Origin of the sequence: Spirosoma taeanense, from assembly GCF_013127955.1 — a bacterium.
In the GTDB taxonomy this organism is placed as follows: Bacteria; Bacteroidota; Bacteroidia; order Cytophagales; family Spirosomataceae; genus Spirosoma; species Spirosoma taeanense.
This window is the reverse complement of the sequence record NZ_CP053435.1, coordinates 5,302,591-5,318,438: the sequence shown is the minus strand read 5'-3', so window position 1 is coordinate 5,318,438 and position 15,848 is coordinate 5,302,591. Positions and strand designations below refer to the sequence as shown.

Below are 15,848 nucleotides of genomic sequence, written 5' to 3'. Positions count from 1 at the left end.
TTAACCCGTTCCCGCCGATGCGCTCAATTTCTTTTCTTTTCCTGTTGTTAAGCCTGTTGATTGTTGATGGCTGCCGCCGGGCAAAACCCGTGGCGGTTAAAAGACCTCCGATTTCCCCGGCACGCCCGGCCGCTACCCGACCCGCTCCAAAGCCGGTTGCTGCCAAGCCTGCTCCGCCTAAGCCTGTCGCATCGGGGCCAACGGTGGTTGTTGCCCCTACTGATACCGGTAGCGCCGACGAACTGGTTGACCAAATGCTCGTCGAGCCAGGGACTGTACCGCCTAAGCGGGAATTTCGGGCAGTTTGGATTGCGACTGTGGATAACATCGACTGGCCAAGCCGGAAAGGGCTGCCCATTACTGACCAGCAGCGCGAGATTGTTGCCATGTTTGATCAGCATCAGCAGATGGGGCTCAACGCTGTGGTTGTACAAGTGCGCTCAGCGGCCGATGCCTTTTATGCCAAAAGTTCGGAACCCTGGTCGGAGTGGCTGACCGGGCAGCAAGGTCTGGCGCCCGAGCCATTCTACGATCCGCTGGAGTTTATGATTGAACAGGCGCACCAGCGCGGGCTGGAATTTCATGCCTGGTTTAACCTTGATCGGGCCACCTATAGCCGGACGGCCAGCGTAGCACCGACCAATATCGTTTACCGAAAGCCGGGTTGGATGCTGGATTACGGCGGTAAAAAACTGTTTAACCTGGGCCTTCCGGAGGTTCGGTCCTATATCGCTAGTATTGTCGCAAATGTTGTGCGGGAGTATGATGTAGATGGCATTCACTTCGACGATTATTTCTATCCCTATGCCGAACCCGGTCAGGTTCTACGCGACGATAGTACGTATCTGGCTTATGCTAATGGCATGAAAAAAGCCGACTGGCGACGCGAGAATGTCAATAAGCTGATCGTTGAATTGCGCGATTCCATCCGGGCGAATAAACCCTGGGTTAAGTTTGGCATCAGTCCTTTTGGGGTCTGGAAGAATCAGAGTAACGATCCCGAAGGGTCAGCAACCAACGGCGGTCAGTCCTATTACGATGTGTATGCCGATACGCGTAAATGGGTGCGCGATGGGCTGATTGATTATATTGTACCGCAGATTTACTGGAGTTCCGAATTTGGCCGGGTTCCCTATAAGGCGCTGGTTGAGTGGTGGTCACGCAACTCCGGAAAGTGCCATTTGTATATTGGTCACGGGGCGTATCGAGTTGGGCGCGGCTCTGAACGGGATCCGGGCTGGTGGCGCGCTACGGAATTTCCGAATCAGATGCGCTTTAATCGGCAGCAGCGGGCCGTGCAGGGAAGTGTGTTTTTCAGCGCCAAATCGTTACAGACTAATCCGCTGGCGATCCGCGATTCGCTGCAGCTGAATTTTTACCGGTATCCGGCTTTGCTGCCCACTATGCCGTGGCTGGACAGTATTCCACCCCTTCCCCCGCGCGATCTGAAAGCCGCCGATACCGCCGAAGGTATTGAACTCTTCTGGCAGCAACCCAGCGAAGCGATGGATGGCGACGGGGCGAACTGTTACTTAGTTTACCGCTTTGAAGGAAAACGGACCCGGTTCCGGCTGGATGATCCCCGCTGCATTGTTGGTCGGTGCTTTGGCGAATCGGCCACACGTTTTGTGGACAAAACGGCCGCCCCTACAAAGAAATATACGTATGTGGTAACGGCCGTTGACCGACTGAACAACGAAAGCCGGGAAGTCGCTATTCAGGTTCGTTAAGCAGTGACTTCGTTCATAACGTCCTCCAGCGAACGGGCGTCGGGAAAAAAACTGACGAGTCTGAGCAGGATACCTTCAACAACCGCATCGGGGCAGGAAGCTCCACAGGTCAGCAGTACCGTAACGGGGCGGTTGTTGGGAATGAACTGTTCAGTTACAATTTCCTGCTTCGTATGACCGTCAAAATGCCGTATCAATTTATCTGAGAGGATTTTCTGTTCCGACTCAATGAAATACGTCGGTAGCTTCTCTTCACATAATTCGACAATATGCGAGGTATTGGACGAATTATAGCCCCCGGCTACGACGGCAAAATCAGCCGGGTAGGTTAGAAGAGCGTAGGTCGCGTCCTGATTGTCGTTGGTGGCGTAGCAGAGCGTATCGCGGGTATTGGCAAAGTGTGAATCAACCTGTTCGGGCTGCAGGTCATATTTCTGGATCATCACCTGCTTTAGATAATCGGCGATGCCCTGCGTGTCGGAGGCCAGCATGGTCGTCTGGTTGACGACACCAATACGCTGCAAATCGCGGGCAGGGTCGAATCCCTCGGAAAATTGACCCGCGAACTCCGAGTAAAACGTTTCATCGGGCAAGTCACCGGTAATATATTGGGCCAGACGCTGTGCCTGCGCCATGTCTTTGACAACTACCGTTGGGGCGGCTTCTTTGCTGTGCGAGAACGTAGCGCGGGTTTCTTCGTGGCTGGGCTTACCATGAACAACGACCGTATAGGATTTCTGCCCAATCTGACCCGCTTTGTTCCAGACTTTTTCGACAAACGGACAGGTCGTATCATATTTCTCAACATCCAGACCAATGGCTGACAGTTGCCGCTGCGTTTCAAGCGTTGTACCGAAAGCCGGAATTATCACGACGTCGTCCGGCGTTAGCTCAGACCAGGGAATTAGCTGCCGTCCACGCGTATCCATCAGAAACTGTACGCCCCGCTCCTGCAGATCACCGTTGACATCGGGGTTGTGAATCATCTCGCTGAGCAGAAAAATCCGCTTGCCGGGGTTTTCTGCAATCGCTTTATAAGCAATCTCGACCGCATTTTCGACGCCGTAACAAAACCCGAAATGCCGCGCAATCAGAAACCGGACCGGGCCAAAATCGAGCAGCGTAGGCGTAAAGTCACGCTTCAGTTTATCGCGCTTCCGGCGGAATTCCTTCAGAGGGGTAATGATGCTGCTGCGGTAATGCTCGGGTATGTCGAAAGATTTCATACAGTTGGTAACCAAACCGATACGGTCCTGAGGGCTATATCAGTTTAACGTTGTCGGGTTAATCTTCGTTCTTTACAAAAGTACGTTAGAATTGATGCCTAAACGGCTGCTGAAATACAAAAACTACGATGTGCATAGCATAACGACCGTTGCCGATGAGCGCCGGAATGCGAATATCGTTACGTGGCTTACGCAAACGGCAATGGGCGGAAAAGTGCTGGCTGTGGCTCTCTTTAAAGTTGATTACACCATTGAACTGGTGCGTGAGAGCGGTATGCTGAACGTGAATCTGCTGGGAGTGGATCAGACCCATTTGATCCGTAAACTTGGTCAGCAATCCGGTCGGCAGAAGGACAAATTTCGAAACTTACCACACGCGCTCGATACGCGGGGCTGCCCCTACCTGACGGAAGCTATCGGTTACGCCCAGTGCCGGGTGCTGCACAGCACCGATGCAGGCGATCATGAACTGTTTATCTGCGCGGTAGAGAAACAGGTGGTTCTGCACCCTGATAAAAAGGTAATGACGTATCGGTTCCTGAAAGAAAAGAAGCTGATCCGGGGCTAACCGATCAGGAGCGAACTGCCCAGAATATCATCCAGATACTCGCGTGAATTGGCCAGTCGCGGCACTTTATGCTGCCCTCCCAGCTTACCCCGCTGCTTCATCCAGGCATAGAACGTACCCCGGGGCACAACATGGATCCGAGGACGTTTCAGCACGATATCGTTATAGCGCTTGGCGTCATAGTCAGAGTTGACCTGCCGGAGCGCTTCGTCCAGAAGTTGATTGAATCGCTGCTGACTACCGGGTTCCTGCGTAAACTCGATTACCCATTCGTGACAGCCGCTGGTACCGTTGCCCATGTAAACCGGGCCCGCCGTATAGTCTGCCAGAACAGCGCCGGTTGCTTCGCAGGCTTTTGTAATGGCAGCTTCGGCATTTTCAACGATGACCTCTTCACCAAACGCGTTGATATAATGCTTAGTACGGCCGCTTACTTTTAACCGATGCGGGTAGAGCGACGTAAACCGAACGGTATCGCCAACCCGGTATCGCCAGAGACCACCGTTGGTTGAAACGATAAGAGCATAGTTTTTATCGACTTCGACTTCCTCGATGGTCAGCGCTTTGGCAAACGGCTTTTCGGCTTCGTTGATTGGAACAAACTCATAAAAAATGCCGTAGTCGAGCATCAGCAGCATCTCACCGACGCGGCCGAGGTCATCCTGAATGGCAAAGAAACCTTCTGAAGCATTGTAAACTTCCTGATACCGGATGGTTTTTGACGGAAAAACCTGCTGCTGAAACAGCTCACGATACGGCTGAAAATTAACTGCGCCATGAACCATCAGCTCAAAATTCGGCCAGACCTCCAGAATATTCGTTTTACCCGTTCGGGCCAGAATCTTGTCAATCAGAACCAGCCCCCAGGTAGGTGTACCCAATAAACTCGTAACGTTCTCCTGCGAGGTTATCTCGGCCATACGTTCCAGTTTCGATTCCCATTCGTCCATGAGGGCTACCTCAATGGATGGGGTGCGAATAAACTGCGCCCAGCTGGGCAGGTTTTTCATAACAACCGCCGAGACATCGCCAGTGGCGCTGTTAGTACCATAAGGGTTTGAATGCAGGCTGCCACCAATCGATAGCCCTTTGCCCTCGAAGGTCCGGCTGTCGGGGTTGTTGGCAATATAGAGCGCCATCATGTCCTTGCCACCCTTGAAATGACTTTCATCGAGCGACTCGGTCGTAACGGGAATGTATTTGCTCCGGGCGTTGGTCGTGCCCGACGATTTAGAGAACCACCGAACGGGCGAGGGCCAAAGGACTTTGTTTTCGCCTTTCATGACCCGCTCTATGTACGGAAACAGATCCTCGTAGCTCGATATCGGTACCCGCTGCTGAAAATCCTGAACGGTGCGGATGTCTTTATAGCCGTATTTTTTGCCCCATTCCGTTCGGCGGCCGGCTCGGATAAGTTGATTGAAAACGTTCTGCTGCACCGCGCCGGGTTGTTTCATCATGGTCTCAATACGGGGTAGTCGCCGTTGCAGGAGCCATTTAAGCGTGGTGTTTAGGAAGGTCATGGGGCTAAAGTAAACAAAACCAATTTGATTAAATTGATTAGCATTAGAAACTTGCAAACAGGGTGGTTGGTTTATAAACCGCTTGCCCGGTCAGGGTAGTCGGTAATGATTCCATCAACACCCCATTTTTTCAATCGGCTCATATCATTACGCTGATTTACCGTCCAGGGAATTACCTTGATGCTCTGCTCCTGAAGTCGCTTTACTTTATTCTGACTCAACAGACGATAATAAGGACTGTAAATGTCGGGCTTGAAACCGAGTTCGTCCAGATTCTTCTCCGGACTACGCAGGTTTTCAACCAGAGCAGCCAGTCTGACACTAGGATACTTGCCCGCGTTGGCCTGCAGTTTCCAGTGCTTTAAAGGGGCAAAGTCAAAACTTTGAATGACAACCCGTTCAGTGGGCAGGTGTTGTTTTAGGACCGCCTGCACCAGATCGCAGAAAACGGCTGGCTCTGGCTGACTTTTGTTGTATTCCGAAGCATCACTTTTAATTTCGATGTTGTACGAAACAATCGGTAAATTTTTTGCGTTTCGGTACATTTCAACCTGCTCAATAACCTCGCTCAACAGAGGCTTATAGGTTTTAACCCTCTGCTGCTTGGGATATTTGGGATTGCCGTTGGAGCCGACATCATAGCGTTTGATGTCGGCGTAGGTCATCTGGTATAACACCAGATTTTTCTGCTCTTTCTTATCAACTGGCCTACCATCTGGCCTGATGCTGAAGTCGGCGTTGAAATAAGGTTCATGCGAAACAACTACCTGTCCATCCTTGCTAATGACAACGTCCAGTTCCAGAGTTGAAACCCCCAGATCAAGCGCCTTCAGAAAAGCTGGGATTGTATTTTCGGGCATCAGGCCCCGGCAGCCGCGGTGGCCCTGCAAATCAAAGGCGGGCCGGGAAGGCTGGGCGAAAGTAGTTACAGTCATCCAGAACAGCAACAGAGTCAGGTGCATACGTTCAGAAAGAGAAACCATCCCCAAAATTACCGTTTCTTTTTAGTTTGGCTTTATAGTAACGGCACGTGCTGGGACGATCTGTGATGACTGGGACAAATAACCTCCTCCCCAGCTTAAGCCAGAATTTGACGTTCGGCGGTTGGGTGCGTCGGATAACTGTAACCGCTGAAATATAGTCGAACTATCAGCAAGTGTAAATACGCGTAACGGACCGTTATTTTGCGTGGAAACGTAACCTAATCGTCCGTTGGCCATCAGAATTGTTGCCAGTGCTTTGGCATCGCCGTCTACTAAAAAGCCCGATTGTCGCAGACTGAGTGGTTTGAAGTGACCGTGACCGTCGCCCAGGAGGCATAATCCCAGGCCCGCATCCAGCCAGCCCGACAGCACTTCAGCAGCATAATCATTGCCAGCTAGCAGAACGTCCAGATTGCCGTCATGATTAAGGTCAGTAGCGACAGTACCGAAGACGGGCGAGAACTGGGCTTCAACCGGAAGCTCGTGTACGATCAATGTACCCCCTCGATTTTCGATATAAGCTGAGGAAAGATAAGTTACCCGCCTGATAATGGCCTGCTTTTGCTCATCGGCTGACAAAAGATCGCTTAGCTTCATTTTTCCATAAGCGGCAAATGAAGTCATCCGCTTTTTAAAAAGCGGGATCTGATCGGTCAGCACATCGCGGGGATGGAACGGAACCTCTGTTTGTCCATTAAACACACTGAGAATTGGGTCGAGCGTTCCATTTTTATCATAATCAGCCGCGTACACCGAAACGGGCCGATCAGCCGAAGCCTGAAACCGGCTGTTCCGGCCCAGATTGCCCGCTATGTAATCCAGATCACCGTCATTATCAAAGTCGCCCGCTGTCAGGCTATTCCAGAAGCCTGTGGCTTTGTCGAGCGATGGCGTGGGTAAAGAAGCGAGTCGCTGACCATTCTGATTTCTAAGAACTGTAACAGGCATGAATTCGCCCGTCAGCATCAGATCGGGCCAGTTGTCGTTATCAATATTGGTCCAGAGTGCCGCGCAGACTAAACCGACCTGTGCCAGGTCGGGGGCTACTTGCTTCGTTACGTCAGTGAAATGAGCTTGGCCCGCCCGACTGTCGTTTCGCAGCAGGTAACTCTGGGCTGGTTCGGGAAACCGTTGTGGCACAACCCGGCCACCGACAAACAAGTCCAAATCGCCATCCTGATCATAATCAGCAGCTACGACGCATGAGCCGCTGGCCGTTATTCGGGGCAGCGCCTGCGGAGCCGATTGAAAATTTCCCCGCCCATCGTTGAGGTACAAACTATCCTGGTAGCGGGCTTCGTTGCGGCCAAACTCGGTGCTGCCGTGAACAGCGTACAGATCTAGGTCCTTGTCGCCGTCGGCATCGAACAGCAGCACGCCGGTTTCTTCCGGAGTTTTGGCCGGACGGTCGCGTCGCTGGAAACGCTCATTGGTTTGTTGCAGAAAAAATGTACCGCCCCGCTGTGCTGCCCCTGCGACGTAAATGTCATCAAAACCATTGCCATCCACATCGCCCACGGCTATGCCCGGCCCAATCTGGGAATGCTTATGCGTCAGTAAAGTCTGTTGCGCTTTATAATCGACAAAATCGTCTTCGCTGTGCTGAAACGTAAGGCCGAGTGAAGCAGATACTTCAGTCAGCAAGGGTTTGATGGGGGCTTGTACCTTGAGAAAACTGACCGGTTCGGGCGTTGCATGGCGTTCTTCGAGCAGGAGCGTCTGGTTAACGTTTAGATTTCGGAGCCGCTGGCCGCTGCCCGTCGGCCAGAGAATTTTCAGCGAATCGATCCGCTCGGCTTTGCCCAGACCCAGGTGGATACCTGATTCCATGGTAGACTGGTAGCCGCGCTGACGCGTGTATTCGGCATAATACCGCTGACCACCCGCCCAAACGACGACTTTAGCGCCCAGGCCTTCCCGATTGCCGGGTTTGCCAAGCAGGTTCAGACGCAGAAAATGGTTGCTGCCGGGCTGTTCGGCCTTTTCAATAGTCTGGTTACGATAAATAAAAGCCGGATCGTTGATGTTGTTCATAACGAGATCCAGATCACCATCGTTGTCGAAATCGGCGTAAGCAGTTCCATTTGTGAACGACGGCTCTGTCAGCCCCCAGTCGCCGGCGACGTTAGTGAACGTTAGATTCTTCTGATTGTGAAACAGGAAGTTGGGTTTATAAACCGGTTCCAGATCGGCAATACGCCTTAACAGACCGGCGCGTCGGTCGGCGTCCGAGCCGAACGTACCGGCATCCCAGTTATAGCTGGTAAAATCCAGATCGGTGATGTCTTTACGATAGCCATTGGTGATCAGTAAATCGCGCAGGCCGTCGTTATCCAGATCAGCAAAAAGCGCGCTCCAGCTCCAGTCCGTAGCGGCTGTGCCGGCCAGATAACTGATGTCGCTGAAAAGCGGCATGGCATTAGCCGAATCACCCTCCTGGGCGGGCTTTCCACGGTTCAACTGAAGTACGTTACGGATATATTGCGGCTGGTAACCAAGCCGGCGCGCCATCTGAAAGCGGTCATAGGGTACGCTGGCAAACATGGTTTTCTGCCGCAGGTTGTCATCTGGCAGCATATCTACGACAGCCAGATCATTTAATCCGTCGTTGTTGATATCGGCCAAATCGACGCCCATACTATTGTGGCTCTGGTGCCGGAGCGCTTCGGCAACCCGGTTGACGAATCCACCCCGTTGGTTATTAATCAGCCATACATCATTAGACTGAAAATCGTTAGCTACGTAAATGTCGGGCCAGTTATCCTGGTTGATGTCGTTAACAACAACCCCCAGGCCCCAGCCCTCATGAACAAGGCCCGCTTGCTTCGAAACATCGGTAAAGTGAGGCATACCATTCGTCCCTGGGCCATCGTTGCGAAACAGTTTATCCCGGCTTCTGGCCGAACCATCATTACGGGGGCCGGTAACGGTGTTTCGGTTATAGGCTTCCAGCGCATTGGTGAGCAGAAAAACGTCCAGATCGCCGTCGCGGTCGTAATCCAGAAACGCAGCCTGGGTAGAATAACTCGAATCGGCCAGACCAACCACCTGCGCCATCTCCCGAAAGCGTGGCGAGCCGTTGGCGTCGTTGCCTTGGTTGATGAACAGCAGGTTAGGAACGGCCTGGCTGCGGTCGGGGTGGATTGTCGAGACGTAAATATCCTGCCTGCCGTCCTGATTAACGTCGGCCACGGCTACGCCCGTACACCACAGTTTGGTGCCGACGCCAGCCGAAGCCGTTACATCCTCAAAGTTGAAATCCCCCAGATTCAGGTACATTCGACTGGATACCTGATTGCCCGCGAAGAAGATATCCTGCCGGCCATCGCCGTTGAAGTCCCCAACCCCGACGCCCCCACCATTATAGATGTACTCGAACTCCAGCACGTTGAGCGAATCGCTTTCATTGATGGTGTTCTCAAAATCAAGACCGGTCTGGCGGGCGCTCAATCGCTCGAACCGGGCAGAGTGAGTACAGCCAACGAGGGTTATCAGGAAGAACAGGGCTAGCCTCAATCGGTAACGCATAGACGAAATATACAGACAAATCCCCGGATCGGCGACGCTGGCCAAACCGGGGATCTAACTTTACTTCTTTACAAGAAACTGCGTTCTTAATAACCTGGGTTCTGATCTTTCTGGCTCAGTTTGCCATTGTTGTCCAGTTCCTGCTGGGGAATAGGCAGCAACTCCTGTTTCCCCTTCGCAAAATAGGAGATTGGTTCGGCCTTGAGCTTACCCTGCGCCCGCCAGCGGAGAATATCACGATTGCGAATCTGTTCGCCCGCCAGTTCGACCCGGCGTTCGTGGACAATGGCCTGGAAAATCTCGTCTTTATTACTGACTGGATACGCTTTGGTTGGGTAAGGCGGCATGGCAACGCTCTTGCGGGCCCGAACCTGGTTGAGCAACGCAATGGCGTTGGCTGAATTGCCGGTCTCGTTTTCGGCTTCAGCCATACCCAGCAGAACATCTGCGTAGCGCATGATTCGCATGTTGATGCCCGACGTGTAATAGGTTTCGGCATTTTTATACAGCGCGGTGTATTTACGCCAGCTAATCTTCTGTGCCGTACCGTTGAACGGCTGTGCATTCCCCTGCACATCGCCCTCGGCCAAGGTTTTGGTATCGTTGTTGTACTTGTCCCCAATGAAGTAGAAGTTGTATTTCAGGCGGGGATCGGTTTTCGCATCACCTTTTGCGGTGTTTTCATACTCCGCCAGGAGGCTGGCTGAGGGGATGAGGTTACGCCAGCCGATAGGATTGTACTCCTGACTACGGGTCATTGTCTCATTAGCGCCCCCGTCGTTCCCATCGCTGTCCCAGTTGAAATCGCCGATTTTTGAAAAGCCAATTTCAAAGATCGATTCGGAGTTGTTCTCGTTTTCCTCCTGGAAGTTGTCATTGTATTCGTCCGTCAGTCTGTAAAGTCCCGAGCTGATTACTTTCTGAAATTCGGTTTTTGCTTTCGCGTAATCCCCAAGCTGCATATATACCCGGCCCAGAATGCCGGCTGCTGCGCCCTTGGTGGCTCGTCCCAGGTCGCTGCCGCTATAGCTGGCCGGCAAATCGGCCTGAATAGCCTGCAAGTCGGTCGTGATGAGCTGATAGACTTCGGCTGCTGACGCGCGGGGTTTAGTACCGTCGATGGTCGTTACGTAACTGGTGTAGAGCGGCACACCGCCGTAGAGAGTCACCAGATCGAAATAAGAAAGGGCGCGCAGGAACTTTGCTTCGGCAACAGCCCGCTTAGCCAGCGTTGGGTCGTCTTTTATATTGGCTCCTTTGTCAATCACCACGTTGGCGCGATGGATGGTTCGGTACAGTCCGTTCCAGACCGAAAAAGAAACCGGGTTGCCTGGAATCTGAGCGCCAATCAGAATCTGGTTGCGGGGCGCTTCGAGTTGACCACCGCCCGACGTTACGTCATCGCTGCGCAGGTCGTGCAGAAAGAACCACTCGCGGCCCGTCAGGCTGGCGCTTTGCCATATGGCATACACCGCATTGACCCCTTTGATGAGTTCACTGGCGTTTTTATAATAGGTTTCGGTCGTTACCTGATTTGGATTGACCTGATCCAGACTAGTGGTGTTACAGCCGGCCAGCAGTCCCAGGGTAATGACTATATTGGTTAAATAATGGCGTTTCATGATGTCGTTGATTATCGTATGTTTAGGAAACAATCAATTGAAAACCAGTCAGGCATAAAGTACGCTGATTGAGTGAACTACCAGTTAAAAGCCTATCTGCAAACCTGCCATAAACGTTCTGGCCTGCGGAAACTGTCCATAATCAACCCCGTTGGTGAGAGTGCCATTGTAGCGCGAACCAATTTCGGGATCGTAACCAGTGTACTTTGTGAAGGTCAGCAGGTTAGTGGCGGCTACGTACAGGCGGGCCCGCGTAAGGGTGCCCCGCGACCAGGATTGCAGGCTGGCTGCCGGCAGATTATACCCAAGGCTAACGTTCTTCAGACGCAGGTACGAGCCATCCTCCAGGAAGCGGTCGGAGGTGCGGGTGTTGCCATTCGGGTCACCGCTAACCGCGCGTGGAACGTCGGTGTTGGTGTTGGTTGGGGTCCAGGCCCGCAGCACATCTGCACCAGCATTGAACAGTCGAAGCATTCCCTGCTCAATCACTTTCACGCCGTTGTAGACCTTGTTGCCCTGAACGCCCTGTATGAACAAGGTCAGATCAAAATTGCGGTAGTTGGTGTTTACGTTAAAGCCGTAGGTGAATTTTGGCAAGAAACTACCCAGATTGACCCGGTCCTGCGCATCGATCTGGCCGTCTCCGTTACTATCCACGAACCGGATGTCGCCGGGCTTGGCATTAGCCTGTTTAGGCGCAGCCTTGATTTCATCGGCGTTCTGAAAAATTCCGGCTACGCGCCAGCCATAGAACGATTGAATAGGCTCGCCCGCAACCGTCCGTGTGATGTCAAAGCCGCCGTAATCGGCATTGGCTCCATTAAACAGCGGGGAAATGTTTGGCCCTAAGGTCAAAACCTTATTGCGGATGATGCTGATGTTTCCCGACAGGTCGTACCGGAAATCGCCCTGCCGTTTGTTATAACCCAGCTGCAGCTCAACGCCCCGGTTTCGCATGTTGCCAACATTGACAACCGGCGACTGTGTGTAGCCAATGGATGGAGCAATGGGCTGACCCAGAATCAGCCCATCGGTGTTGCGGTTGAAATACTCAGCCGTCAGCGTAACGCGGTTGCTAAGGATACCCAGGTCTAGACCAACGTTGGTCATGTCGGTCACTTCCCAGCGCAGCGACGTATTGCCCAGCCGGTCGAAATAAGTTCCCTGCGTGCGGCTTCCACCCAGCAGGGCGTTGGTGTTCTGCGAAACGGCTACCTGCCAATCGTAGTCACCGATGCCATTGAAGCCCATGGAACCATAGGAAGCCCGTAGTTTCAGCTCCGAAATAGTCGGTACACTCTTCAGGAAAGCTTCTTCACTGATACGCCACCCCGCCGATACGGAAGGGAAGTTACCCCATTTATTGCCGGGAGCAAACTTACTGGACCCGTCGCGCCGGAATGACGCGCCCAACAGGTACTTGCCGGCGAATTCATAGTTAATCCGGCCGAGATAGGAAATCAGGACGTTCTGTGTGCGGCTGCCGGTTAAGCCAACGCTGGTTGGTGTCAGACCACTCACCTGCCGGATGTCGTTCGATCCGGCCTGACCCGCTCCGTTCAGACTCGAGTAAATACCCGCCTGCCGTTCGGCTACCGCCACCGCATTAATGGTGTGTTTGCCAAATGTCCGCTCAAATGTTAACTGATTGGAGATCAGGGGCGAGGTATAGGTGTACCGGTTATCGGTCAGCTGAGCCAGTGCCCGGGCATTAAAGCTTTCGTTATAAATGGGCTGGAAGGTATAGTCCCGAGCCGTTACGTAGTCAATGCCGCCCCGAATCCGGTACGTCAGTCCTTCAAACAGCCGGACATCGAGGTAAGCGCTGCCCAGTAGTTTCAGCCGCTGGGTATTGGTGCGGTCCTGAAGCGCAGCCCGCACTGGGTTCTGTGGATCGGTCGCATCCGAACCATCCGGTCCTCGATAACCGCCAACGAGGACCGGATCTGTAATGGGCATATACGGCGTCATCCGGATCATGTTCATGACCTGCGTTCGGCCCCCGGCGTTGGCTTCGCCGTTACGGTCGTCGTACGAAACGGTCAGCGTCTGGCCAAAGGTGAAGCGTTTACTAATGGTATGGTCTGAATTTATTCGGAAGTTACCCCGGCGGTAATTCGTGCCGATCATGATGCCGTCCTGGCTGAAATAACCCAGCGATGAATAGAATCGCGATTTTTCGCCACCGCCTGACAGCTGTACGCTATGCTGGGTAATAGCTGCGTTGCGGAACACGGCTTTCTGCCAGTCAGTATCGGTCTGGACGTACGTCTGGGTAGCGCCCTGATAGACTGGCTTATTGAAATTGGCCTCCAGAAAACGCGCTGGCCGGGCATCAACTGGCTGCCGATTTTCGGCAGCCGCCTTATCATTTTCGGCATTTTGCAACAGCGCCGTACCGTACTGGATATACTCCTTCGTGTTCAGCAGATCGAGCTGACGCCAGGCACTCTGTACGCCCATATATCCGTCGTAGTTGACGTGTAGTCGCCCGTCGCGCTGTCCACGCTTGGTGGTAATAATAATTACCCCATTGGCCGCCCGCGATCCATAGATTGCTGCTGAGGATGCGTCTTTCAATACATCTACGCTTTCAATGTCGCGGGTATCAAAATTATTCAAATCGCTGGTTGGGTAGCCGTCAATGACATACAGCGGATTCGATGCGTAGTTAATGGAACCAATACCCCGAATCCGGACGATCGGCGTTTCGCCCGGCGAACCGTTGGCTACCACACTGACGCCCGGCACCCGGCCCTGAATCGCCTGCTCAACGCTTGGTACAGGCAGTTGCGTCACCTCCTGCGACGATACCGACGATATAGCGCCCGTTACGGAGGCCCGTTTCTGCGTACCGTAACCAACGACCACGACTTCGGAAAGCGCCTTTACGTCGTCGGTTAGCGATACGTTAATCCGGGTTCGACTCGCTACGGCTATTTCCTGCGTAGCGTAACCCACGAAGCTAAAAACCAGGGTAGCATTGTTGCCGGCATTGATCGTATAGTTCCCTGCTACGTCGGTGGTTGTCCCCCGGCTGGTCCCCTTTACAATAACGCTGACGCCAGGAATAGCCTGACCGTTTTTGTCGGTTACCTTCCCACTGATGTCGGCCATAGGCTGAGTCGTTGCGGTTAAGGTCCAGCCCATACGTTCGAGCCGGTTGAGGGTTTGGTCCGGCAGCTGGGCGGGCTCATTCAAAGGCGTGTCCGCACCTGGTGTCTGGATCTGGCTGATTTTTCGAAACAGTCGGCTGGTTTTCTCCCGGGTCGAAACAATGGCGTAGAAATTGGGCTGAATCCTGCGATACGTTAGATGCTTGTCGGTCAGTAGACTGGTCAGCTCTGTTTCGAGGTTATGATTTGAAGCTCTAACGACGACTACTTTGGTGTCTACCAGATTGGACGGATAAATGAACGATACCCGATATCGCTGCTCCAACTCGGTCAGCGCGCTGCGTAAAGAGACTAGGCGCGTATCGGCATCCCGGTTTGGCTGGGTTCTATAGCGGTTCGAGGAAGCCAGAAGTTGCGCCTTGACCGGCAGCAGACTGGCCAGAAGCAGAAGCCATACGAGAGAGAGAAGTTTCTTCATGATTAAGGGCAGATTGAGTTATTGAATCGTAATCCGGTTAGTTTGCTGGGTAATGTGCAGATCGAAGAGCGTGGAAAGACCTTTCAGAATGGTTTCGATGTCGCGATTAGGAATTGTGCCCGAAAGCGTCTGCCGACGTAATTCAGGATCGGCGATAACGACCGTAACGCCGTAGGTGTCTTCCAGCATCTGAGCTACTTCCTGCAGGCTTGTCTCGTCAAATTTCAGTTTGCCCGTCTGCCAGGCTGACTGCGCAGCCGCATCTACCCGTTTTCGGTAATAGATTCGGGCTTTCACATCGGCATAGACCAGGTCGCCGGGCTGCATGATCAGCTTCCGCTGCGCCTGTTCGCCTACGTTCAGCCGAATCTTTCCGTTGTTGAGTACTACTTTAGCCCGGCTTTCGCGCGCCAGCACGTTAAACTGCGTGCCCAGTACCTCAATGGTCAGTCTGTTCGGCAGATGCACGATAAAGCGTTCGTGATTGCGCTGATGGGTGACCCGAAAAAAACCTTCACCAGTGAGCCACACATCGCGGGTTTGACCGCTGGACCACTGAGGGGCGTAGCGTAAACGACTATTTCCGTTTAGCGTAACCGTTGAGCCATCGGGTAACGTCAGCCGGTGTGTTTCTCCAAAGGCAGTCTGCTGGACCAGATCGGCAGGATATAAATACTGATACCCCCAATAAGCGCCGGCTGCTAGGAGCACTGCGCCGATAAAAACGGCTGCCCAGCGCATGGACTGATTAAACCAGTTAAAAGATTTGACGGGAGCCGGGTTGGTTGTCAATGAGGACGTTGCCAGTTGCAGCCGAATTGCGGTTAGCATCCGGTCGGCATCCGGAGTTAGGGTATTCGGGGGCGCGTGCCAATCAGCATCACCTAACTGGGCGTCAAGCCGGTGGGTCAGGTAAGTTTGCCCTACATTGGTAGCGAACCAATCCAGCACCTGCTTGGCTTCGGTTGGCGTAACCTGATTGGCAAAATACCGTTGAAGCAGCTGTTCAGTCATGGGCATAGGAAAGCCAGTATGCTTTCTATACACCACCAAAACCAGAAAGTATTATTGGAA

At 53.0% G+C, this 15,848-nt stretch carries 9 protein-coding genes; 2 read left to right on the top strand and 7 right to left on the bottom strand.

The features are described from left to right. The first annotated feature begins 17 nt into the window (after positions 1-17). Positions 18-1,730 carry a family 10 glycosylhydrolase gene (locus HNV11_RS22075; protein WP_171741729.1) on the top strand — a complete coding sequence of 571 codons (1,713 nt, stop codon included), beginning with the start codon at positions 18-20 and terminating at the stop codon, positions 1,728-1,730. Here HNV11_RS22075 and HNV11_RS22070 read toward each other — a convergent pair. Beyond that, complete coding sequence (locus tag HNV11_RS22070; protein ID WP_171741728.1) at positions 1,727-2,956, bottom strand: 4-hydroxy-3-methylbut-2-enyl diphosphate reductase; 1,230 nt, start codon at positions 2,954-2,956, stop codon at positions 1,727-1,729. The two genes, HNV11_RS22075 and HNV11_RS22070, sit on opposite strands and share 4 nt — an antisense overlap. 94 nt (positions 2,957-3,050) lie before the next feature. Here HNV11_RS22070 and HNV11_RS22065 point away from each other — a divergent pair, with 94 nt between their 5' ends. Next, positions 3,051-3,524, top strand: coding sequence for a flavin reductase family protein (locus HNV11_RS22065; RefSeq protein ID WP_171741727.1), 474 nt, complete (start codon positions 3,051-3,053; stop codon positions 3,522-3,524). Here the strand turns inward: HNV11_RS22065 and HNV11_RS22060 are convergent. From HNV11_RS22060 to HNV11_RS22035, 6 genes are all read right to left on the bottom strand, one after another. After that, positions 3,521-5,047: a GH3 auxin-responsive promoter family protein gene (locus HNV11_RS22060; RefSeq protein ID WP_171741726.1), complete on the bottom strand. Its 1,527-nt coding sequence runs from the start codon at positions 5,045-5,047 to the stop codon at positions 3,521-3,523. The two genes, HNV11_RS22065 and HNV11_RS22060, sit on opposite strands and share 4 nt — an antisense overlap. A 71-nt stretch (positions 5,048-5,118) precedes the next feature. Then, positions 5,119-5,982: a glycerophosphodiester phosphodiesterase family protein gene (locus HNV11_RS22055; protein WP_171742281.1), complete on the bottom strand. Its 864-nt coding sequence runs from the start codon at positions 5,980-5,982 to the stop codon at positions 5,119-5,121. A gap of 69 nt (positions 5,983-6,051) precedes the next feature. Further along, positions 6,052-9,558 (bottom strand): VCBS repeat-containing protein, encoded by a 3,507-nt coding sequence (locus HNV11_RS22050; protein WP_171741725.1) that lies wholly within the window; start codon positions 9,556-9,558, stop codon positions 6,052-6,054. Positions 9,559-9,644: 86 nt separating this feature from the next. After that, a complete protein-coding gene (locus HNV11_RS22045) occupies positions 9,645-11,180 on the bottom strand; it encodes a RagB/SusD family nutrient uptake outer membrane protein (RefSeq protein WP_171741724.1) in 1,536 nt (511 codons plus the stop codon). 84 nt (positions 11,181-11,264) lie between these two features. Further along, the gene (locus HNV11_RS22040; RefSeq protein WP_171741723.1) at positions 11,265-14,774 is read right to left on the bottom strand and encodes a SusC/RagA family TonB-linked outer membrane protein; all 3,510 of its coding nucleotides are present in this window, start codon (positions 14,772-14,774) and stop codon (positions 11,265-11,267) included. 18 nt (positions 14,775-14,792) lie between these two features. After that, positions 14,793-15,788, bottom strand: coding sequence for a FecR family protein (locus tag HNV11_RS22035; protein WP_171741722.1), 996 nt, complete (start codon positions 15,786-15,788; stop codon positions 14,793-14,795). Positions 15,789-15,848 lie beyond the last annotated feature (60 nt).

Coding starts and splice junctions, on each gene's coding strand:
- HNV11_RS22075 (WP_171741729.1), top strand. CDS start 18: ATGCGCTCAATTTCTTTTCTTTTCCTGTTGTTAAGCCTGTTGATTGTT.
- HNV11_RS22070 (WP_171741728.1), bottom strand. CDS start 2,956: ATGAAATCTTTCGACATACCCGAGCATTACCGCAGCAGCATCATTACC.
- HNV11_RS22065 (WP_171741727.1), top strand. CDS start 3,051: ATGCCTAAACGGCTGCTGAAATACAAAAACTACGATGTGCATAGCATA.
- HNV11_RS22060 (WP_171741726.1), bottom strand. CDS start 5,047: ATGACCTTCCTAAACACCACGCTTAAATGGCTCCTGCAACGGCGACTA.
- HNV11_RS22055 (WP_171742281.1), bottom strand. CDS start 5,982: ATGACTGTAACTACTTTCGCCCAGCCTTCCCGGCCCGCCTTTGATTTG.
- HNV11_RS22050 (WP_171741725.1), bottom strand. CDS start 9,558: ATGCGTTACCGATTGAGGCTAGCCCTGTTCTTCCTGATAACCCTCGTT.
- HNV11_RS22045 (WP_171741724.1), bottom strand. CDS start 11,180: ATGAAACGCCATTATTTAACCAATATAGTCATTACCCTGGGACTGCTG.
- HNV11_RS22040 (WP_171741723.1), bottom strand. CDS start 14,774: ATGAAGAAACTTCTCTCTCTCGTATGGCTTCTGCTTCTGGCCAGTCTG.
- HNV11_RS22035 (WP_171741722.1), bottom strand. CDS start 15,788: ATGACTGAACAGCTGCTTCAACGGTATTTTGCCAATCAGGTTACGCCA.